Origin of the sequence: Serratia sp. N21D137 (genome assembly GCF_047530005.1) — a bacterium.
Lineage (GTDB): Bacteria > Pseudomonadota > Gammaproteobacteria > Enterobacterales > Enterobacteriaceae > Chania > Chania fonticola_B.
On record NZ_JBLJAJ010000033.1, the window covers coordinates 1 to 21600 of the forward strand.

At 53.4% G+C, this 21600-nt stretch carries 20 protein-coding genes; 12 read left to right on the plus strand and 8 right to left on the minus strand.

Annotated features, from left to right (window positions below):
- Window positions 1-375 precede the first annotated feature (375 nt).
- Together mobB and mobA are read right to left on the minus strand one after the other, a co-directional pair.
- Entirely contained in the window at window positions 376-897 is a 522-nt protein-coding gene (mobB, locus tag ACMV5H_RS21120) for a molybdopterin-guanine dinucleotide biosynthesis protein MobB (protein WP_414822406.1), read from the minus strand.
- Entirely contained in the window at window positions 894-1484 is a 591-nt protein-coding gene (gene mobA / locus ACMV5H_RS21125; protein WP_414822407.1) for a molybdenum cofactor guanylyltransferase MobA, read from the minus strand. Before mobA ends, mobB begins: the two co-directional genes overlap by 4 nt.
- Before the next feature lie 151 nt (window positions 1485-1635).
- Between mobA and ACMV5H_RS21130 the strand changes: the two genes are divergently transcribed.
- The 3 genes from ACMV5H_RS21130 to dsbA all read left to right on the plus strand — a co-directional run bounded on the left by ACMV5H_RS21130 (window position 1636) and on the right by dsbA (window position 3638).
- Window positions 1636-1905: a YihD family protein gene (locus ACMV5H_RS21130; RefSeq protein WP_059199298.1), complete on the plus strand. Its 270-nt coding sequence runs from the start codon at window positions 1636-1638 to the stop codon at window positions 1903-1905.
- 93 nt (window positions 1906-1998) lie between these two features.
- Window positions 1999-2985 carry a serine/threonine protein kinase gene (locus ACMV5H_RS21135; protein WP_071683787.1) on the plus strand — a complete coding sequence of 329 codons (987 nt, stop codon included), beginning with the start codon at window positions 1999-2001 and terminating at the stop codon, window positions 2983-2985.
- 29 nt (window positions 2986-3014) lie between these two features.
- Window positions 3015-3638, plus strand: a complete 624-nt coding sequence (gene dsbA, locus ACMV5H_RS21140; RefSeq protein WP_024482970.1) for a thiol:disulfide interchange protein DsbA — start codon at window positions 3015-3017, stop codon at window positions 3636-3638.
- A 46-nt stretch (window positions 3639-3684) separates the two neighbouring features.
- Here the strand turns inward: dsbA and ACMV5H_RS21145 are convergent, their stop codons facing one another.
- The gene (locus ACMV5H_RS21145; RefSeq protein ID WP_414822432.1) at window positions 3685-4551 is read right to left on the minus strand and encodes an acyltransferase; all 867 of its coding nucleotides are present in this window, start codon (window positions 4549-4551) and stop codon (window positions 3685-3687) included.
- On the opposite strand from ACMV5H_RS21145, the gene ACMV5H_RS21150 reads away from it, so the two are divergent.
- Complete coding sequence (locus tag ACMV5H_RS21150; protein WP_414822435.1) at window positions 4436-4681, plus strand: hypothetical protein; 246 nt, start codon at window positions 4436-4438, stop codon at window positions 4679-4681. The genes ACMV5H_RS21145 and ACMV5H_RS21150 overlap by 116 nt on opposite strands.
- A gap of 396 nt (window positions 4682-5077) precedes the next feature.
- Window positions 5078-7873: a DNA polymerase I gene (gene polA / locus ACMV5H_RS21155; protein WP_414822408.1), complete on the plus strand. Its 2796-nt coding sequence runs from the start codon at window positions 5078-5080 to the stop codon at window positions 7871-7873.
- A gap of 544 nt (window positions 7874-8417) precedes the next feature.
- On the opposite strand, the gene yihA is transcribed toward polA, so the two are convergent.
- Window positions 8418-9065: a ribosome biogenesis GTP-binding protein YihA/YsxC gene (gene yihA, locus ACMV5H_RS21160; protein ID WP_024482967.1), complete on the minus strand. Its 648-nt coding sequence runs from the start codon at window positions 9063-9065 to the stop codon at window positions 8418-8420.
- A gap of 745 nt (window positions 9066-9810) precedes the next feature.
- On the opposite strand from yihA, the gene yihI reads away from it, so the two are divergent.
- Window positions 9811-10359 carry a Der GTPase-activating protein YihI gene (gene yihI / locus ACMV5H_RS21165; RefSeq protein ID WP_024527819.1) on the plus strand — a complete coding sequence of 183 codons (549 nt, stop codon included), beginning with the start codon at window positions 9811-9813 and terminating at the stop codon, window positions 10357-10359.
- 186 nt (window positions 10360-10545) lie between these two features.
- The gene (hemN, locus tag ACMV5H_RS21170) at window positions 10546-11919 is read left to right on the plus strand and encodes an oxygen-independent coproporphyrinogen III oxidase (protein ID WP_094983256.1); all 1374 of its coding nucleotides are present in this window, start codon (window positions 10546-10548) and stop codon (window positions 11917-11919) included.
- Window positions 11920-11967: 48 nt separating this feature from the next.
- Here the strand turns inward: hemN and ACMV5H_RS21175 are convergent, their stop codons facing one another.
- The 4 genes from ACMV5H_RS21175 to glnA all read right to left on the minus strand — a co-directional run bounded on the left by ACMV5H_RS21175 (window position 11968) and on the right by glnA (window position 16297).
- Entirely contained in the window at window positions 11968-12090 is a 123-nt protein-coding gene (locus tag ACMV5H_RS21175; protein ID WP_137751101.1) for a YshB family small membrane protein, read from the minus strand.
- Between the two features lie 116 nt (window positions 12091-12206).
- Window positions 12207-13619 (minus strand): nitrogen regulation protein NR(I), encoded by a 1413-nt coding sequence (gene glnG / locus ACMV5H_RS21180; RefSeq protein ID WP_024527821.1) that lies wholly within the window; start codon window positions 13617-13619, stop codon window positions 12207-12209.
- A 10-nt stretch (window positions 13620-13629) separates the two neighbouring features.
- The gene (gene glnL, locus ACMV5H_RS21185) at window positions 13630-14679 is read right to left on the minus strand and encodes a nitrogen regulation protein NR(II) (protein WP_414822409.1); all 1050 of its coding nucleotides are present in this window, start codon (window positions 14677-14679) and stop codon (window positions 13630-13632) included.
- 208 nt (window positions 14680-14887) lie between these two features.
- Window positions 14888-16297 (minus strand): glutamate--ammonia ligase, encoded by a 1410-nt coding sequence (glnA, locus tag ACMV5H_RS21190; protein ID WP_024482962.1) that lies wholly within the window; start codon window positions 16295-16297, stop codon window positions 14888-14890.
- Between the two features lie 370 nt (window positions 16298-16667).
- On the opposite strand from glnA, the gene typA reads away from it, so the two are divergent.
- The 5 genes from typA (at window position 16668) to fabY (ending at window position 21594) form a co-directional block, all read left to right on the plus strand.
- The gene (typA, locus tag ACMV5H_RS21195; RefSeq protein WP_059199303.1) at window positions 16668-18491 is read left to right on the plus strand and encodes a ribosome-dependent GTPase TypA; all 1824 of its coding nucleotides are present in this window, start codon (window positions 16668-16670) and stop codon (window positions 18489-18491) included.
- Window positions 18492-18656: 165 nt separating this feature from the next.
- Window positions 18657-19247 (plus strand): glucose-1-phosphatase, encoded by a 591-nt coding sequence (yihX, locus tag ACMV5H_RS21200; protein WP_024482960.1) that lies wholly within the window; start codon window positions 18657-18659, stop codon window positions 19245-19247.
- A gap of 50 nt (window positions 19248-19297) precedes the next feature.
- Complete coding sequence (locus ACMV5H_RS21205) at window positions 19298-20191, plus strand: virulence factor BrkB family protein (protein WP_209523658.1); 894 nt, start codon at window positions 19298-19300, stop codon at window positions 20189-20191.
- On the plus strand, window positions 20188-20625 hold the full coding sequence (gene dtd / locus ACMV5H_RS21210; RefSeq protein ID WP_414822410.1) for a D-aminoacyl-tRNA deacylase: 438 nt from the start codon (window positions 20188-20190) through the stop codon (window positions 20623-20625). Before ACMV5H_RS21205 ends, dtd begins: the two co-directional genes overlap by 4 nt.
- A 21-nt stretch (window positions 20626-20646) precedes the next feature.
- Window positions 20647-21594 carry a fatty acid biosynthesis protein FabY gene (gene fabY / locus ACMV5H_RS21215; protein WP_115159575.1) on the plus strand — a complete coding sequence of 316 codons (948 nt, stop codon included), beginning with the start codon at window positions 20647-20649 and terminating at the stop codon, window positions 21592-21594.
- Window positions 21595-21600: the final 6 nt, after the last annotated feature.

Genomic DNA, 21600 nt, shown 5'->3' on the forward strand with positions numbered 1-21600 from the left:
TCAGAAGTGAAACGCCGTAGCGCCGATGGTAGTGTGGGGTCTCCCCATGCGAGAGTAGGACACTGCCAGGCATCAATTAAGCCAAGAGGCCATCCGCAAGGATGGCCTTTTTGCTATGGGTCGGAAATGGAAATACCCCTCACCCCCACCCTCTCCCAGAGTACCAGCCGAGAACAACTGAACCCCCGTGTGAGGGAGAGGGAGCCGTCCGGCGTTGTGGATAAGCGAGTGCAGCTTCGGCAAGTCGGAACCTGTGATGAACCCATGCCGTTTCGGCAGTGATGAGTAATCAGAAAGATAAGAAGTTCAGAGGAATACCAGCGGACTCGATCGGTTCCCTCTCACTAAAGGAGAGGGTTAGGGTGAGGGGAGAGACTATGCCTTTGTCTGCTTCAGCCATTGAACAATAAACCCAGCGATCGTTTCAGGCTGGTTGATATCAAGTAACGGCGCAACACCTTCTATCTTCCTATCGCTGGCGACGGCAATGACGTGCTGATCCAACATATCTGCAAGCGGTTTACCGACTTCCTCGCGATAGAGAACAATTTTGCTGATCTGTTCATACTTGAACCCTTCCACCAGGATCAAATCCACCTTGCTGCGATCGAATCTGCCAGCCAGATACTGGAGATCTAAAGGCTGTTGTTCAGGTGTTTCGGTCATTAATGCCCAGCGCCGATCGCTGGCAACCAGCGTCTGGTCTGCACCGGCCTTGCGCAGTTCATAGCTGTCCTTACCAGGCGTATCAACATCCATATCATGGTGGGTATGCTTGATCAGGCCAACGCGCACCTGTTGCTGTTTTAATAGTGGGATCAATTGCTTAAGCAGCGTGGTTTTACCTGTGCCGCTATAGGCGGCGATAGCCAGCAAGGGTGGCAATAACTCCGTCATTGATCGCCCCCCTTTTCCTGCTGCCACTGTTGGCAATCTTCCGGGGTATTCAAATTACGGAAGGCGTCTTGCTGCCCACGGAACACCACCTGTTGTGCACCGACAGCCGCCATGAACAGCATCAATTTGCGTTCCCCCCGGGCTAGATAACGGGTGAGTTCCTCTGTCAGACTAGTATGCAGTAAAGTGAAGGTAGGATGCTCACGTTCGCCATCACAAGCATAGGTGGCCAGGGCATTGCCTTTATGCAGCCAAAGCTGTTCTACCAGGTTGAGAGGGAAGTCGGGTACATCGCAGGGGGCGCAGACAATCCATGGTGTGTTGGCATAAGTGAGGCCAGCCAATATACCGGCTAAGGGGCCAGGGTAATCTGCCGTCAGATCGCCGACGACCTCTAAGCCGCTTTGCTGATAGCATTGCTGATTGCGATTGGCACTGATGATCACCTGGCTCACTTGTGGTGTTAATCGGCCCAGGACGTGCTGGTACAGAGTTTTATCCCCCACTTGCACCAATCCTTTATCTTTCCCTCCCATGCGGGTAGAGCGCCCACCGGCCAGAATAACGCCGGTTATATTTGCATGCATAGTCATCATCCAACCCCTCTCCAATGCCCTGATTGTAGCGCTAAACCTGTTCAGACATCATGATTTACCTTTATTGACACGCTGGTTCTTTCACTACGTAGTCAAGCCTGCTACTTTGTGGGTTTATCACTTCATTGGATGATATGTTGCTATGAAAACGCATCGCGTAAACGAACTGATTGAGCTTTTGCACCCGGCCTGGCAGCAGGATCCCGATCTCAACCTGATTCAGTTTCTGCAAAAGCTGGCACAGGAAGCGGGTTTTCAGGGTGAGTTAGGCGATCTGAGCGATGATATCTTGATCTATCATCTGAAAATGCGCGGCAGTGCGGGCACAGAACAGATCCCAGGCTTGAAGAAAGACTACGAAGAAGACTTTAAAACGGCGTTGCTGCGTGCCCGTGGCGTGATAAAAGATTAGCATTCATGCGGTGCGATCATCAGTGGCGGTGATTAGTGCTACTCTTTCTTATTCTTGGCACGCTGTTGTCATCTGGCGAACTGAACGGTTGTTATGAACAACTCTGCATTTAATTTTGAAACCCTTTCTCCCGATCTGATAATGGATGCGCTGGAAGGGATAGGTTTGCGTGTTGATTCAGGGCTGACGGCGCTCAACAGCTATGAAAACCGCGTATACCAGTTTATGGACGAAGATCGTCGGCGTTACGTGGTGAAATTTTATCGCCCAGAACGCTGGAGTGCAGAGCAAATCGGTGAAGAACACCGGTTCGCGCTGGATTTGTCGCACAACGAAATTCCGGCGGTCGCGCCGCTGGTATTACAGGGAAATACGCTGCACACCCATGCAGGCTTTTTCTTTACCGTATTTCCGAGCGTCGGTGGCCGACAGTACGAGATCGATAATCTGGAACAGCTGGAGTGGGTCGGGCGTTTTCTTGGCCGCATCCACCAGGTGGGTAGCGAAAGCCTGTTTACCGAGCGGCCGACCATTGGCATTGAAGAGTATCTCACAGAGCCCCGGCAGGTTCTGGCCAGCTGTGATTTAGTTCCCAAGGCCCAGCGCGAGACTTTCCTGCGGGCTACGGATACGTTGATTGACGCTATCAAACCGCACTGGCAACTGGATTGGCAACCGCTGCGTTTGCATGGCGATTGCCACCCAGGCAATATCTTGTGGCGTGATGGTCCGCTGTTCGTCGATCTTGACGATGCACGCAACGGGCCGGCAATACAGGATTTGTGGATGTTGTTACACGGCGAACGTCGCGATCGGCTGATGCAGCTGGATATCCTGCTGGAGGCCTATGGCGAATTTGCCGAATTTGATCAGCGCGAGTTGGCGTTGATCGAACCCTTGCGGGCCATGCGCATGGTGTATTACCTGGCATGGGTAGCGCGCCGTTGGCAGGATCCCGCGTTTCCAAAAAGTTTCCCGTGGATGGCGGAGTCTGATTTCTGGTTATCTCAGACTGCGGCATTTACTGAACAGGTTAAGCTGTTGCAGGAACCCCCTCTGCAGCTCATGCCAATGTATTGAAGCATTAACATAATGGAGAGTTTAGTGTTATGAAAAAAATTTGGTTGGCACTCGTTGGTATGGTGATGGCATTCAGTGCCTCCGCTGCGCAATTCAGTGACGGTACGCAATACATCACTTTGGATAAGCCGGTAACTGGCGAACCACAGGTGCTGGAGTTCTTCTCTTTCTACTGCCCGCACTGCTACCAGTTTGAAGAGACATACCATATTTCTGATGCGGTCAAAAAAGCGCTGCCTGAAGGCACCAAGATGACCAAATACCATGTGGAATTCCTGGGTCCATTGGGTAAGCAATTAACTCAGGCCTGGGCAGTTGCCATGGCTCTGGGTGTAGAAGACAAAATTACTCAGCCAATGTTTGAAGCGATTCAGAAAACTCAAACCGTGCAAACGCCTGACGATATCCGCAAGGTATTCGTCAATGCAGGCGTAGCAGGTGAAGACTATGACGCGGCTTTAAACAGCTTCGTGGTGAAATCTCTGGTGGCTCAGCAAGAGAAAGCGGCAGAAGATTTGCAACTGCGTGGCGTGCCAGCGGTATTTGTTAATGGCAAATACATGGTGAAAAACGATGGACTGGATACCAGCAGCATGGACGTTTACGTCAAGCAATTTGCTGATGTCGTTAAATTCCTGACCGAACAAAAGTAAGCCGCAGCAAAAAATCAACGCCGGTTAATCCGGCGTTTTTTTTAACTTATTCACGCTTGAGCCTGTCCAGCAAACCATCTTTTTCCTGCCACAACGTATTCAGCCAAATCTGGAATTTACGTTTAAACAGTTTGTCATTGAAGTAATCCCCGTGCAGCGACTCATCAATCGGTAGGCATTCAATCCTGACGACAACCCTTTGCAAGCGGCCACATAACATATCCCTAAAGGGATGCTCACGGTTATCCGGATAGCACAGGGTGACATTCAGGATCTTATCAAATTGCTGACCAAGCGCGCTAAGCGTAAAGGCGATCCCGGCAGCTTTCGGGGCGAGCAAATTGCGGTAGGGTGAACGGGTTTTAATTTTCTTGGCCTCGGTGAAACGAGAGCCCTCAACGAAATTGACGATGGTGGTCGGGCGCAGGCGAAACTTGTCGCAGGAACGCCGTGTGGTTTCGATATCCTGCCCGCTTTTCTCTGGATGTCTGTGCAGATAGGCCCGCGAGTAGCGCTTCATAAAGGGCATATCCAACGCCCAGCAGGCCAGGCCGACGAAGGGGATCCAGGCCAGTTGCTGTTTCAGGAAGTACTTATTCATAGGTATATGGTGACGGAATAACACACACAGCACCACAATGTCCGACCAGCTTTTATGGTTGCTGATCAGCAAATACCAATTCTTTTTCTCCAGCCCGTGCAGCCCTTGAATGTCCCACTGTAGGCGTGGATTAATTCGTAACAATACTGCCAGGCATTGGCACCAGCACCACATCATCAGGTCAGCAAAGGCTGAAATGTATCGCCAAACGGCGGGTGTGGGGATCAAAAGCTTAATGATACCGGCCAAAACAATGGGGATGGAGCACAGCATCGTTACGCCAATGGCAAGCAGCGCAGAAAAGATAAAAATAACAGGGGCTAGCAATTTTGGCATGGGTTTAGTGCTGACGGTTGAAGGAAACATCGTTAGATACGTCAGTACGTACCAACAAAAAAATATTTTAACAGAATCCTGGCCAAGAATACGCGGCTATAAGTAAGCGATTTTAACCTGGTAGAAATTGCCAGTTGTTAGCCGTTGGCGTGCAGATTTTCAATCTTGTGCTATGGTCATTGAGGTGCCTAAATTGATTAAACGTGCGATTAAACTCCGGCCCCAGTTATATCCACAAATTAACTGAAACACGATAAATAGCAAAACCGCCAACCCCCTCTTTCAACAGTGTGATTTGTCTAGGAATTTTATTCTCCATTATAACGATATTACCTTCGTTATAATTCAGTTGCTAAACTATGCACAAAGTTATCCACAGGCAGGATCTTGCGGATCGCTTCACAGGATCTCATCTAATTTGGCCATATTGCACGCTAAGGTTCGTCACCAGCGGCTAGCTATGGCATGCTTACCCCAGTCCTTTTCACGAAAAAGAAACGTTATGGCCCAGATTGCAGAAAACCCATTAATCCTGGTGGATGGTTCCTCTTACCTTTACCGCGCCTACCACGCCTTCCCACCGCTGACAAACTCGGTCGGTGAGCCGACGGGAGCGATGTACGGTGTGCTGAACATGCTGCGCAGCCTGCTGTTGCAGTATACCCCCAGCCATGTGGCGGTGGTGTTTGATGCCAAAGGGAAGACCTTCCGTGACGAGCTGTTTGCCGAATATAAATCACATCGGCCACCGATGCCGGACGATTTGCGAGCGCAGATCGAACCGCTGCACCAGATGGTTAAAGCCATGGGGTTAACGTTGCTGGTTACACCTGGCGTAGAGGCCGATGACGTAATCGGCACCTTGGCGCTGGAGGCTGAGAAAGCGGGTCATGCCGTGTTGATCAGCACCGGTGACAAAGACATGGCTCAGTTGGTGACACCGAATGTCACCCTGATCAATACCATGAACAACACCATCCTCGGCCCGCAGGAGGTCTGTGATAAATACGGTATTCCTCCTGAACTGATCATCGATTTCCTGGCGCTGATGGGGGATTCGTCAGATAACATCCCTGGCGTACCTGGGGTGGGTGAGAAAACGGCCCAGGCGCTGTTGCAAGGGTTAGGGGGCCTGGATCAGCTCTATGCCAATCTGGATAGCATTGCCACGCTGAGCTTCCGCGGTGCCAAGACCATGGCGGCCAAGCTGGAGCAGAACAAAGAGGTGGCCTACCTCTCTTACAAACTGGCGACGATCAAAACCGATGTTGAACTGGATCTGAAATGCAGTGAGCTGGAAGTGAGCCCGCCGGATGTCGATCAGCTGCAGGCACTGTTTAAGCGCTACGAGTTCAAACGCTGGATGGCCGATGTAGAAGCCGGGACCTGGTTAGAAAACAAAGGGTCAGGTCGTAAGGCCAGCGCTGCAGCCAAGCCAGCCTCAACGGTAGAAGCACCAAGAGCCACCGCAGAGCCTACCCTGTCGCAGGAAGGTTACGTCACCATTCTGGATGAGGAAACCTTCGCCGATTGGATGCAGCGCCTGAAACAGGCCGAAGTTTTCGCCTTCGATACCGAAACTGACGGCCTGGATACCCTGACGGCTAACCTGATCGGTCTGTCCTTCGCCATTGAGCCTGGCGTGGCGGCGTACCTGCCGGTTGCACACGATTATCTGGATGCTCCCCCACAGCTGGATCGTAACCACGTGCTGGCCATCCTGAAGCCGCTGCTGGAAGACGAAAAGGCTTTGAAGGTGGGGCAGAACCTGAAGTTCGATAAAAGCCTGCTGGCCCGCTATGACATCGATCTACGCGGTATCGCCTACGACACCATGCTGGAGTCCTACGTACTCGACAGCGTCAGTGGCCGTCACGATATGGATAGCCTGGCCGATCGCTACCTGGGCCATAAAACCATTACCTTCGAAGAGATCGCGGGCAAAGGCAAAAAACAGTTAACCTTTAACCAGATCGCCCTTGAAGAGGCGGGCCCTTATGCGGCAGAAGATGCCGACGTTACGCTACAGCTGCATTTGGCGATGTGGCCGCAGTTGAAAGAGAGTGAAGGCCTGCTGACGGTATTCAATGAGATTGAAATGCCGCTGTTGCCGGTGCTTTCCCATATCGAACGCACCGGGGTGCTGATCGATCCTAACATTCTGGCTGCTCACTCCATTGAGTTGACCAAGCGCCTCGGCGAGCTTGAAGTGCAGGCCCATGAATTGGCAGAAGAGCCGTTCAATCTGGCCTCGACCAAGCAGTTGCAGGCCATTTTGTATGAAAAGCAAAAGCTGCCGGTGCTGAAAAAGACCCCTGGCGGTGCTCCTTCAACCAATGAGGAAGTGCTGGCCGAGTTGGCGCTGGATTATCCGCTGCCGAAAGTGATCCTGGAATACCGTGGTCTGGCGAAGCTGAAAACCACCTATACCGACAAACTGCCGTTGATGATCAACCCGGTTAGCGGGCGGGTGCATACTTCCTATCACCAAGCCGTCACCGCCACCGGTCGCCTGTCATCCAGCGATCCAAACCTGCAAAACATTCCGGTACGTAACGATGAAGGGCGCCGTATCCGTCAGGCATTTATTGCGCCTGAGGGTTACCGTATTGTCGCGGCGGACTACTCGCAGATTGAACTGCGCATCATGGCCCATTTATCGCAGGACGAAGGCTTGCTCACAGCGTTTGCTGAAGGTAAGGACATACACCGGGCAACGGCGGCAGAAGTCTTTGGTCTGGCGTTGGAGAAGGTCACCAACGAACAGCGTCGCAGTGCCAAGGCGATTAACTTTGGTCTGATTTACGGCATGAGCGCATTTGGTTTGGCTCGCCAGTTGGGGATCCCGCGCGGCGAAGCGCAGCGCTATATGGATCTGTACTTCGAGCGCTACCCTGGCGTGCTGGAGTATATGGAGCGCACCCGTCAGCAGGCCGCCGAGCAGGGCTACGTCAGCACGCTGGATGGCCGCCGGTTGTATCTGCCGGACGTTCGCTCCAGTAACGGTATGCGTCGCAAGGCGGCCGAGAGAGCGGCGATTAACGCCCCTATGCAGGGCACTGCTGCGGATATCATCAAACGTGCGATGATTGAGGTGGATGCCTGGCTGCAAGGGCCTGAGAAGCCGCTGGTGCGCATGATTATGCAGGTACACGATGAACTGGTGTTTGAAATCCACGAGTCCGCCATCGAAGAGGCCAGCCTGCGCATTCATGAGTTAATGGAAAACAGTATGCAGCTGGCTGTTCCGCTGCGGGTGGACATCGGTGTAGGTAAAAACTGGGATGAGGCTCACTGATTACCCTGGGTGATACATTATGGCCAGTTTTCGCTAACTGGCGAAAACCTAAGCACTTTTGGTAATTGAGCAACATCCTTCGGTGATTGTTTCGACTAAATTGGCGTTGTTAGTGCCCGGATCGTGTAAGTAAACTACAAAAAATTCTTTTGCAGCGTGAAAAAATGATGTAGAGTTACAGACGTAGGGTACAGAGGTAAGATGTTCTATCTTTCAGACCTTTTACTTCACGTAATCGGATTTGGCTGAATATTTAGCCGCCCCAGTCAGTATTGACTGGGGCGTTTTTTATTGTAAAAACAAAGCAAAAGCATCGATTTTCGTTATCCCCGCCTGCTCTTCTCCTGCCGTTCCTTTGGCTGATTTATCTGCATGTATCTCCTGACAGCGCACTATCTACCATAAGTTTTTATGATGGCTTTTAGTCAAAATTGTAATTAGATAACGAAATGCGGCCTCGTGTAGGGTGATAACGGGCGTAAAAAAGCCGATGTTTTAGCATCGGCTCTGCATGCGGCCCACTACGAAATACCCGCAGCGGTTATCATTCCCCGCCGATATCGTCTTCCGGCAGCACTTCCGGTGGGATCTCGTTAAACCAGGTATTCAACTTCTGGCTCAGTTTATCGACACCGATCTTTTTCGGTGACGAGAAGGCTTCCACCTGAATATCACCCATAAATGGCAGCACGGCCTCACGCACCATATTGAGTTGTGCCTTGCGGGCACCAGAGGCCAGCTTATCGGCCTTGGTCAGCAGGACCAGCACTGGCGTGCCAACGTCGACGGCCCACTGGATCATCTGTTGGTCCAGGTCTTTGAGCGGATGACGAATATCCATCAGCACCACCAGGCCTTTCAGGCAGTTACGCATTTGCAGATATTCACCCAGCGCCCGCTGCCATTTCTTCTTCATCTCTTCCGGCACTTCGGCATAGCCATAGCCTGGCAGGTCGACCAGGCGAATGCCTTCTTCGACCTCGAACAGGTTAATCAGCTGGGTACGCCCCGGCGTTTTACTGGTACGTGCCAGGCCTTTCTGATTGGTCAGGGTATTCAGTGCGCTGGACTTACCGGCGTTGGAACGGCCGGCGAACGCAACTTCAATACCTTCATCCCCCGGTAGGTGGCGAATATCGGGTGCACTGGTGACGAAATGGGTCACATGGTAATTGTAGTTCTTGCTGGTCAAAATTTTCGTCTCCGTGAGGATGGCTATCTGGTGGGCGATTATAACTGCATCAGCGCTAAAAGGGTGTGTTTCTCGGTTATTAAGCGTTTTAACCACTGAGCCCTTGTGGCAAAAGGTCGACCGCCGTGTGAGACATTGACTATTCGAATTGGGGGTAATGTCGCTTTATTCGAAAGCTGTAAATATTTTATTTGTTATAAAACAGGGCATTGTAATTTCGTTAAGTAAAAGATCGTCGTAAGCCACCTGTAGGTATCTTGAGCACATCCCATAAAAGCGTAAAGTAGGTTGCAAGGCAGGAGGCCAAGGAAACAGGAACATCCAGGAAGGGTGAAAAATCTCAGGGAATACACAGGCAGTGTAATGAGTACCAGGATGATGTCAGATGGAATTGAAACTATTGGTGCCGGAGCGCACGAATAGTACACGGATGATGAAGTGACTGCAATTGGGACGCCCGCGGGAAGCGCACTCAGGAAGAGTGGAAGCGAACGGATCGCAGCACGGATGATTTTTTCTTTCAGGATGAAAGACGTAGTAGCAGGGAGCGCGGCTATCGCAGATGGAAAAACCGGGATGTTGAGTGTGCGCATGGAGCGCGGAGCAGGAATATCCTTCGAGTGAAGGTGCGAAATAGGCGGCAGGTTTTAACCTGCCGCCTTTTTTCTTTGTCTGCTTTCTGCTAGATTCCGCCGCAACCGTATAGCAATTCTATACTGGATCTACATACCTAAGAGTAAAAGCCATGAACCAGCCATCAAAAGCACCTCGCGGCCCACGCAGCAGCGCGGCGACGTCAAAAAGTAAAAAGAAAAGTCGTGTGGAGCTCGATCAGGAAGCGCGCGAGCGCAAGCGCCTGAAAAAGCGCCGTGGCCTGGCTTCCGGTTCACGTACCCAGGTTGAGTCTGCCAACCAGAAAAATAAAACTGGCGCGCAACCCAAAGATCCTCGTCTCGGCAGTAAAGTGCCGGTTGCGCTGGTGGTCGACGCTAAAGTGAAGGCGACCAAGCCACAGCCAAAACCGAAGGCAGAAAAACCGCGCCTCACGCCAGAAGAAGAACTGACCAAGCTGGAAAACGATGAACGTCTGGATGCCTTGCTGGATCGCCTGGATGAAGGCGCCACGCTGAGCGCGGAAGATCAGGCGTACGTTGATCAAACCCTGGATCGTATTGATGCGCTGATGGAACAGCTGGGCATCGAACTGGGTGATGAAGACGACGAAGAGCAGGAAGAGAAGCAGGAAGATATTCTGAAACTGCTGAAAGGCGGTAACCCGAAAGACGTATTTTAAGCGGTTATGTGGCTGATCCCGGCAATAGCCCTACTGTTGACATGTTATCTACTGTGGTTATTCGGTAAACTGTGGCGGCTGTCGAAGCGCAAAACGCGTTTTCGCAGCGCTTCCGCGGCCAGACAGCGTAGACAACTGCCCATTTCCCGGCCCGGTAGGAAAAAATATCGGAAGGAGTGAGCAAGCATGTCAGAACAGACCATTGTCTGGGATTTGGCCCTGATCCAAAAATATAACTATTCAGGCCCGCGTTATACTTCATACCCCACGGCGCTGGAGTTTAACCAGGGCTATGACGAAGCTGCGTTCCAACGCGCGGCTACGCGCTACCCTGAGCGCCCGCTGTCGCTGTATGTCCATATTCCCTTCTGTCATAAGCTCTGCTATTTCTGCGGCTGCAATAAGCTGGTCACACGCCAGACTCACAAGGCCGATGAATACCTGGCCGTGTTGGAGCGGGAAATCATCGCTCGTGCCCCTCTGTTTGCCGGCCGCAAGGTCAGCCAACTGCATTGGGGCGGCGGTACGCCAACCTATCTGGATAAGCAGCAAATCAGTCGGCTGGTCGCCATGCTACGCCAGCACTTTGATTTCCAGCCAGCAATGGAGATGTCGATCGAAGTTGACCCGCGTGAAATCGAGCTGGACGTGTTGGACCACCTGCGTGCCGAAGGCTTCAACCGCCTCAGCATGGGAGTGCAGGACTTCAATAAAGAAGTGCAGCGTCTGGTTAACCGCGAGCAGGATGAAGAGTTCATTTTTGCCCTGATCGCCCGGGCTAAAGCGCTTGGCTTCAACTCGACCAATATCGATCTGATTTACGGCCTGCCGAAGCAGACGCCAGAGAGTTTTGCCTTCACCCTACAACGGGTGGCGGAGCTGAACCCGGATCGCCTGAGCGTATTTAACTACGCCCATATGCCGAACCTGTTTGCTGCCCAACGTAAAATCAAGGACGCCGATCTACCTAGCGCCCAGCAGAAACTCGATATTCTGCAGCAAACGATCGCTTCGCTGACGGAGTCGGGCTATCAGTTTATTGGCATGGACCATTTTGCCCGGCCGAACGATGAGCTGGCCATTGCCCAGCGCGAAGGCAAGCTGCACCGCAATTTCCAGGGTTATACCACCCAAGGGGACAGCGATCTGCTGGGCCTGGGGGTTTCCGCCATCAGCATGCTGGGTGACAGCTACGCGCAGAACCAGAAAGAGCTGAAGGTGTATTACGCTAACGTGGAAGAGCAGGGGAACGCCCTGTGGCGTGGCCTGGCGATGACGGAAGATGACTGCCTGCGCCGTGATGTGATCAAGACGCTAATCTGTAATTTCCAACTGGCCTATCAACCGATTGAGCAGCAATACGGCATTGCGTTTGCGGATTACTTTGCCGCCGATCTGGAATTACTGGCGCCGTTCGAACGTGACGGGCTGGTGGAGCGCGATGAGCATGGCATTCGCGTCACGCCTCGTGGGCGCTTGCTGATCCGCAATATCTGCATGTGCTTCGATATCTACCTGCGTAAACAGGCCCGCGCCCAACAGTTCTCCCGGGTTATCTGACGCGCAACACCACGGCGGATGTGTAGAGGCGCAGCGTGCTGCGCCCTGTTAACTGAAGAAATTGATCAGTGCGGCGCACAACACCGTGGCAACGGCCGCCTGCGGTGAATGGCTGACGGCAGAGCCGACGTCTGCGCCTTGTGTAAGAAAGACGATGAGTGTATCCAGCATCAAAAGCCTCCTGAGTTTGCGTTTCGATCATACTGCTGCCGCATATCCGGTAAAAGCCTTAAATCGCTGGTTTTTTGTGCGCTGGATTGTATTTTTAATCATCTAGCGCCCCTCTCTTACTCCATCCCTAATTCTTTCAGCTTACGCGTTAAGGTATTCCGGCCCCATCCCAACAGGCGGGCAGCTTCCTGCTTGTGCCCCTGGGTATGCCGTAGCGCGGTGGTGAGCAAAGTGCGCTCCATTTCCGGCTGAGCTTCGGACAACAGGTTTTGATGACCGGAACGTAACGCGCGGTCGGCCCACTGTGCCAACAACGTGGCCCAACTGTCCGGCAAGCCGTGGCTACTGGCTTGCGGCGCGGCGGTTTCAAACAGCTCCGAGGGCAGATCCTGGATCAGCACTTCTTGCCCGGCGGCCATCACGGTCAGCCAGCGGCAGGTGTTTTCCAACTGGCGTACGTTGCCCGGCCACGGCAGGCGAGTGAGGGCGGTTTCGGTTTCCGGATGCAGGTTCTTCGCCTCCACCCCCAACTCTTTTGCGGCCACCTGAAGGAAATAGCGCGCCAGGCGCGGAATATCCTCACGGCGTTCACGCAGCGGCGGCAGATGTACGCGGATCACGTTCAGGCGGTGGAACAGATCTTCACGGAATTTGCCCTCCTGAACGCGCAACTCCAGGTTCTGGTGCGTGGCGGCAATGATACGCACGTCTACCTTTACCGGCGCATAGCCACCCACGCGATAGAACTGACCATCCGCCAATACGCGCAGCAAGCGGGTTTGCACATCCAGCGGCATATCCCCGATTTCATCCAGGAACAGCGTACCACCGTCGGCCTGTTCAAAACGGCCCTGACGGATCTGATTGGCGCCGGTAAACGCCCCTTTCTCATGGCCGAACAGTTCAGATTCGATCAGGTCTTTGGGGATCGCGGCCATGTTCAGGGCGATAAACGGAGATTTGACGCGTGGGCTGTGGCGATGCAACGCATGGGCGACCAGCTCTTTCCCAGTTCCCGACTCCCCGTTGATCAGCACGCTGATGGAGGAACGTGACAGGCGGCCGATAATGCGGAACACATCCTGCATTGCCGGGGCCTCACCAATAATATCGGCGACAGGATCGTTGGCAGGCTGGCTGCGAGCGGGTTGCTGCTGCTCTTGATAGTGGCTGATGGCACGTTCTACCAGAGCAACGGCCTCATCAATATCAAAGGGTTTTGGCAGGTAATCGAATGCCCCTTGTTGATAGGCGCTAACCGCCGCGTCCAGATCCGAATGTGCCGTCATTATGATGACCGGGAGCATCGGGTGACGCTGTTTGATCTGCTTGAGCAGCGCCAGGCCATCCATACCCGGCATGCGGATATCTGATAGCAGCACGTCGGGAGTTTGCGTGGCCAATGCTTCCAACACGGCATTGCCGCTGTCGAAGGTGACGCTGTTCACCCCGGCTCCGGTGAGCGCACGCTCTAGCACCCAGCGGATGGAGCTATCGTCATCGACGATCCAGACTATCCCTCGTTGCATAGCACAAACCTCACTGGCGAATAGGCAGGAAAACCGAGAATTCGGTGTGACCTGGCCAACTGTTAAATTCAATTTTTCCGCAATGCTGATCGATTAGATTACGGGCGATGGATAACCCCAGGCCGGTACCGCCTTCGCGGCCGCTGACCATTGGGTAGAACAGAGTGTCTTGCAACTGGGCCGGTACGCCCGTGCCGTCATCCTCAACATCGATCCGTGCCACCAGCCGGTAGCGGGTGCCGTGCAGGGTGATCTGAAACGCGGTACGCGTGCGCAGCGTGATGGTGCCACCGGTTTCGCTCAGCGCCTGTAATGCGTTGCGGGTGATATTGAGCAACACCTGCTCGATTTGATCGGGATCGTGCGCCAGTTCCGGCAGGCTAGGGTCGTAATCACGCACCAGCGTGACGTTATCGGGTTTCTCCAACGACACCAATTGGAAGACCCGTTCCGCTACCTGATGGATACTCTGGGTAATATGTTGGCCGGGGCGCTGCGGCCCTAGCAGGCGATCTACCAGATTACGCAGCCGATCGGCCTGTTCGATGATCACCTTGGTGTATTCCGTCAGCGAGGGGTCTGGCAAAGCTTTCGCCAGTAACTGCGCAGCACCCCGCAAACCGCCGAGCGGATTTTTGATTTCATGGGCCAGACCGCGTACCAGATCGCGCGCCGCAACCTGTTGAGCGTGCTGTAACTGCTCCTGGCTGAGGCGACGTTGATTATCCATTGGGGCCAGCTCCAGCAGAATAAAGCCTTCTGGCAGCGCCTGAGCGGTCAAGGAGAGGATATGGGCGCGGCTGTCGACCACCAGGGTCACTTCGTTATCGGTAAAGCCTTGGCCGGCATGCAGGCTTTCGCGCATCAGATCGATATTCAGCGAAAAATAGCCAAGTAAATCGGGCAGCGGTGTACCGAAAAGTTTACGAGAACTCTGTGCCAGCAGCTGTTGCGCCGCCGGATTGGCGTAGTGGATCGCCAGTGTGTCATCCAACAGCAAAATGCTGTTGATGAGAGAATTGAGGATCTGCCCAGCATCGGGCAGCTTGCCGGTTGCCATACAGCAGTCTCCTGCACCTTTTTAGTGCATCCATCCTACTCCATCCGCAACCATCACGGTATGAAATAGTTTTGCAGAACATACGGTGGAGAAAAAAGCCCATCCGAAGATGGGCTAAAAGTTTCCACGGCAACAAAAAAACGGCTTAGATAAATAGCGAGCGATGCGCCATCCGTAGACAGCGCGGGTATGGCTTAAACGCTATGACTTAAACGCTGTAGTACAGTTCGAATTCAACTGGGTGTGGCGTCATGCGCACGCGATCCATCTCTTCTTTACGCAGTTCGATGTAGGCATCGATCGCGTCGTCGGTGAATACGCCACCGCGGGTCAGGAATTCACGGTCTTCGTTCAGTGCGGCCATTGCTTCATCCAGTGAGCCAGCCACTTTTGGAATTTCAGCTTCTTCTTCCGGCGGCAGGTCATACAGGTTTTTATCCATGGCATCGCCAGGGTGGATCTTGTTGATCACGCCGTCCAGGCCAGCCATCAGCAGTGCAGCGAAGCACAGGTATGGGTTAGCCGCTGGGTCCGGGAAACGAGCTTCGATACGGCGCGCTTTCGGGCTGGCAACCACTGGAATACGGATAGACGCAGAGCGGTTACGGGCAGAGTAAGCCAGCATAACCGGCGCTTCGTAACCTGGGACCAGACGCTTGTAGGAGTTGGTGGTCGGGTTGGCCAGGGCGTTGATCGCTTTAGCGTGTTTGATGATGCCGCCAATGTAGAACAGCGCCATTTCAGACAGGCCGCCGTACTTGTCGCCAGCGAACAGGTTGGTACCGTTCTTGGACAGTGACATGTGGCAGTGCATACCTGAGCCGTTATCGCCGAACATCGGTTTTGGCATGAAGGTCGCGGTTTTGCCAAATGCGTGAGCCACGTTGTGAACCACGTATTTGTAGATTTGGATTTCGTCGGCTTTCTTGGTCATGGTGTTGAAGCGGGTAGCCACTTCGTTCTGACCTGCGGTTGCCACTTCGTGGTGGTGAGCTTCAACCACCAGGCCCATTTCTTCCATGGTCAGACACATGGTAGAACGGATGTCCTGTGAAGAGTCGACCGGTGGCACTGGGAAGTAACCGCCTTTGACCGCTGGACGGTGGCCTTTGTTGCCGCCTTCGAGTTTGGTGCTGGAGTTCCAGGCGCCTTCGATATCATCAATAGCAACCATAGAACCACGGATGCTGCTACCGAAACGAATGTCGTCAAACAGGAAGAACTCTGGCTCTGGCCCGAACAGCACGGTATCGGCGATGCCGGAAGAGCGCAGGAAGTCTTCAGCACGCTTGGAGATTGAGCGTGGGTCACGATCGTAGCCCTGCATGGTGCCTGGCTCGAGGATGTCACAACGAATGATCAGGGTAGACTCTTCGAAGAACGGATCCAGAACCGCCGTGCTGGCGTCTGGCATCAGGACCATGTCAGATTCGTTGATGCCCTTCCAACCACCGATTGAGGAGCCGTCAAACATTTTACCTTCTTCGAAGAAGTCGGCATTTACCTGATGGGCAGGGATGGTGACGTGCTGCTCTTTACCCTTGGTGTCAGTGAAACGCAGGTCTACGAATTTCACTTCATGCTCATTCAGCATCGTCAAAACGTGTTCAGCGGACATACTTAACTCTCCCGGATTTATCGTTGTCATCGTCGTGGAACGAATCTGTGTAACTGGCCTGTTTTGCCCTGTGTAGACTAAAGCGAAAACTGTGCCAACTTTTAAAAAGCGAAAAAATCGCCGGTTTGTGCGGGTTTTGCTCATTGCCAGTATGCACCATTAGCGATGCAATGCACTATGGTGGTGCAAATAACCTGGGGTATGGCACTAGAATGGTGCAAAACATCATCGATTGCTGCTTTTTGCACCGTGAAAGGGATCACAAACTAGCCTGTACACAGTTGTTTATAAGAGAGTGTTGTGATCTTGTTTAGTACCTCGCTTAATACGTGTACAATAGCGCGCTATTTCTAATGCCTGAGGCAAAGCTGTGATCGAAAATTTGCGTAACATCGCCATTATTGCCCACGTTGACCATGGTAAGACCACCCTGGTTGACAAGTTGCTGCAACAATCCGGTACTTTCGGAGAGCGTTCAGAAGCGACAGAACGCGTAATGGACTCCAACGATTTGGAGAAAGAGCGTGGGATTACCATCCTCGCAAAAAACACCGCCATTAATTGGAAAGACTACCGCATCAACATCGTAGACACCCCAGGACACGCCGACTTCGGCGGCGAGGTAGAGCGCGTGATGTCAATGGTCGACTCGGTGCTGCTGGTTGTGGATGCAATGGATGGCCCAATGCCGCAAACCCGTTTCGTGACCAAGAAAGCGTTTGCTAATGGTCTGAAACCGATCGTGGTAATCAACAAGGTTGACCGCCCTGGCGCGCGTCCTGACTGGGTTGTGGATCAGGTCTTCGACCTGTTCGTTAACCTGGACGCTACCGACGAACAGCTCGACTTCCCAATCATCTATGCATCCGCATTGATGGGTATCGCTGGTCTTGACCATAACGATATGGCCGAAGACATGACTCCGCTGTACCAGGCGATTGTCGATCACGTCTCTGCGCCGCAGGTTGAGCTGGAAGCACCTTTCCAGATGCAGATCTCGCAGCTGGACTACAACAACTACGTGGGCGTTATCGGCATCGGCCGTATCAAGCGTGGTAAAGTGAAGCCTAACCAGCAGATCACCCTGATCGACAGCGAAGGCAAAACCCGTAACGGTAAAATCGGCAAAGTGCTGACCCATATGGGTCTGGAACGTATCGAAGCCACCGTTGCCGAAGCGGGCGACATCGTTGCCATCACCGGCCTGGGCGAGCTGAACATCTCTGACACCATTTGTGATGTGAACGCGGTTGAAGCGTTGCCAGCACTGTCGGTTGATGAACCTACCGTAAGCATGTTCTTTAACGTCAATACCTCACCGTTCTGTGGTAAAGAAGGCAAGTTCGTGACTTCACGCCAAATCCTTGAGCGTCTGAACAAGGAACTGGTACACAACGTGGCGTTGCGCGTTGAAGAAACCGAAGATGCTGACGCATTCCGTGTTTCAGGCCGTGGTGAGCTTCACCTGTCGGTTCTGATCGAAAACATGCGTCGTGAAGGTTTTGAACTGGCGGTTTCCCGTCCGAAAGTTATCTTCCGTGAAATCGATGGCCGCAAGCAAGAGCCGTTCGAGAACGTGACGCTGGATATCGAAGAACAGCACCAGGGTTCTGTGATGCAGGCGATGGGTGAGCGTAAAGCTGACCTGAAAAACATGGATCCAGATGGCAAGGGCCGTGTGCGTCTTGACTACGTGATCCCAAGCCGTGGCCTGATCGGCTTCCGTAACGAATTCATGACCATGACTTCTGGTACCGGTCTGCTGTACTCCACCTTCAGCCACTACGACGATGTGCGTCCGGGCGAAGTGGGCCAGCGTCAGAACGGCGTGCTGATCTCTAACGGCCAGGGCAAAGCGGTAGCGTTCGCTCTGTACGGTCTGCAAGATCGCGGCAAACTGTTCCTGGGCCACGGTGCTGAAGTGTATGAAGGCCAGATCATCGGTATCCACTCACGTTCTAACGACCTGACCGTGAACTGCCTGACCGGTAAGAAACTGACCAACATGCGCGCATCGGGTACCGATGAAGCGACTACCCTGGTTCCAGCTATCAAAATGTCTCTGGAGCAAGCTCTGGAATTCATCGATGATGACGAACTGGTAGAAGTGACGCCAATCTCGATCCGTATCCGTAAGCGTCACCTGACGGAAAACGATCGTAAGCGTGCCAACCGCGGTCCTAAAGAAGCTTAATTCGCCGATTTAATCCGCAATACTTAGGGCGTGTCACAGCGCCCTGAGTTTTTTCCTCTGTCTTTCCCCCTTTCTGCGGCGCGCCATGCGCTTTTCACACTGCTCCCTGTTCAGCCTTAACTTTTCCCGTTACAGTGAAATCTCACTGGCCCATGGGAGAGGACTATGCTGTATATCTTTGATTTAGGTAATGTGATTGTCGATATCGATTTCAAACGTGTACTGGGCGTGTGGAGCAACCTGAGCGGCACACCGCTGGCGACGTTGTCCGAACGTTTTAGCATGGGTGAGGTATTCCAACAGCACGAGCGCGGCGAGATTAGCGACGAAGACTTTGCGGCCAAACTCTGTGAAGAGATGGGGATAGCGCTCAGTTTCGAGCAGTTTGCCACCGGCTGGCAGGCGGTATTTGTCGCCCTGCGCCCTGAAGTGATCGAGATTATGCACCGTCTGCGCAACGAAGGGCATCGCGTGGTGGTGTTATCGAATACCAACCGTCTGCACTGCAATTATTGGCCTCAGCATTACCCTCAGGTCGCTGAAGCGGCCGACCACATGTATCTGTCGCAGGATCTAGGCATGCGCAAACCCGATGCCAACATCTATCAGCACGTACTGAAGGCGGAAAACACTCCGGCGGATCAGGCGGTATTCTTTGACGATGTGGCGGCGAACGTAGAAGCGGCCGCAGCGCTGGGGATTAAGGCGGTACACGTCATCGATCGCCAGGTTGTGCCGGCTTATTTTGCTCAATGATCAGCGTACGTTAAGCTTAAGGCGTCCAGACTGACATTTAGGATAAAGCTATGTCGTTTTTCCGCCGCAAAAAGCTGCCATCGTCGATCAAACCCGGAATAACCTTCGGGCGGTTGCTGATTAAACGTATTGATGAGGATGGCCTGACCATGTTGGCGGGCCATCTGGCCTATGTCTCGCTACTTTCCCTGGTGCCGCTGATCACCGTGGTGTTTGCGCTGTTTGCCGTTTTCCCGATGTTTGCGGATATCAGCGTGCAGCTAAAAAGCTTTATTTTCTCCAACTTTATGCCTGCCGCCGGTAACGTGCTGCAACGATATCTGGAGCAGTTTGTTGCCAACTCCAGCAAGATGACCGCCGTGGGGATCTGCGGCCTGATCGTCACCGCGCTGCTGCTGATCTATTCGGTGGATAGCGTGTTGAACACCATCTGGCGCAGTAAGAACCAGCGGCCGATAGTGGTTTCCTTTGCCGTTTACTGGATGGTGCTGACCCTCGGCCCGCTGTTGGTGGGGGCCAGTATGGCGATCAGCTCCTATCTGTTGTCGCTAAACTGGTTAGCGCAAAGCGGCGTTAACAGCCTGGTGGATGAGGTGCTGCGCATCTTCCCGCTGCTCCTGTCCTGGGTCTCTTTCTGGTTGTTATACAGCGTGGTGCCCACAGTACGCGTGCCTGCGAAAGATGCGTTGATCGGGGCGCTGGTGGCCGGGGTGTTGTTCGAGCTGGGTAAGAAAGCTTTTGCGCTGTATGTCACCATGTTCCCTTCCTACCAGCTGATCTACGGCGTGCTGGCGGTGATCCCGATTTTATTTTTATGGGTCTACTGGAGCTGGTGTATCGTGTTATTGGGCGCCGAAATCACCGTTACGCTGGGTGAGCACCGCCTTTACCAGCAGCAGAAAGCAGAAAAACAGCAAAAAGAGGAGCAGGAAGGATCGTTATGATTGCGTTAATTCAACGGGTATTAAACGCCAGCGTTACGGTAGAAGGTCAGACAGTAGGCAAGATTGGCCCCGGTTTGTTAGTGTTATTGGGCGTTGAGCAGGACGATAACGAGCAAAAAGCCCAACGCCTGTGTGAGCGGGTGCTGGGGTATCGCATATTCGGCGACGAGGATGACAAGATGAATCTTAACGTTCAGCAGGCTGGTGGTAGCCTGTTGGTGGTGTCGCAGTTCACCCTGGTAGCCGATACCCAGAAAGGCATGCGGCCAAGTTTTTCGCGCGGTGCGGTGCCGCAGGAGGCCGATCGGCTATACCGCTATTTTGTTGGGCAGTGCCAGGAACGGGATATTGAAACCCAGACCGGTGAGTTTGCCGCCGATATGCAGGTGGCATTGGTGAACGATGGCCCGGTGACGTTCTGGCTGCAGGTTTAAAGATCACAAGAGAAGGCGTCTATGTATCACCTACGAGTACCCGTTACAGAACAAGAACTGAAAGACTATTACCAGTTTCGCTGGGAGATGCTGCGCAAGCCATTACACCAGCCGGTGGGTTCGGAAAAGGATGCCTACGACGCCATGGCGCACCATCAGATGGTGGTGGATGAGAACGGCCGGATAGTGGCGATTGGCCGTCTGTATATCAATGCCGATAACGAAGCCGCTATCCGCTTTATGGCGGTCGATCCAGCTGTGCAGGACAAAGGCCTGGGAACTCTGGTGGCAATGACCCTTGAGTCGGTAGCGCGCCAGGAAGGAGTGAAGCGGGTGGTGTGTAGCGCCCGTGAGGACGCGGTGGACTTCTTTGCCAAGCTGGGCTTTATCAACCAGGGCGAAATCACTGCGCCGCAAACTACGCCGATCCGCCATTACCTGATGATCAAACCCGTGGCCACGCTGGACGATATTCTGCATCGCCCCGACTGGTGCGGGCAGTTGCAACAAGCCTGGTATGAACATATCCCGCTCAGTGAAAAAATGGGCGTGCGCATCAGCCAATATACCGGCCAACGCTTTGTTACCACGATGCCGGAAGTGGGTAATCAGAATCCACACCATACGCTGTTTGCCGGTAGCCTGTTCTCCCTGGCAACGCTGACCGCCTGGGGGCTGATCTGGCTGCTGCTGCGTGAGCGCCACCTTGGGGGCACGATTATTCTGGCAGACGCCCACATCCGCTACAGCAAGCCGATCACCGGCAGGCCGAGAGCCGTTGCCGACCTGAGCTCATTGAGTGGCGATCTGGCCCGTTTGGCGCGTGGCCGCCGGGCGCGCGTGCAGGCAGAGGTACATTTATTCGGTGACGATGACGAAGGTGCAGTATTTGAGGGCACCTATATGGTGCTGCCAGCCGAACCGGAAGAGCCGTTGGACAAGGGGGGCTCAGAGGCGATAGCGAGCTGAGCATCA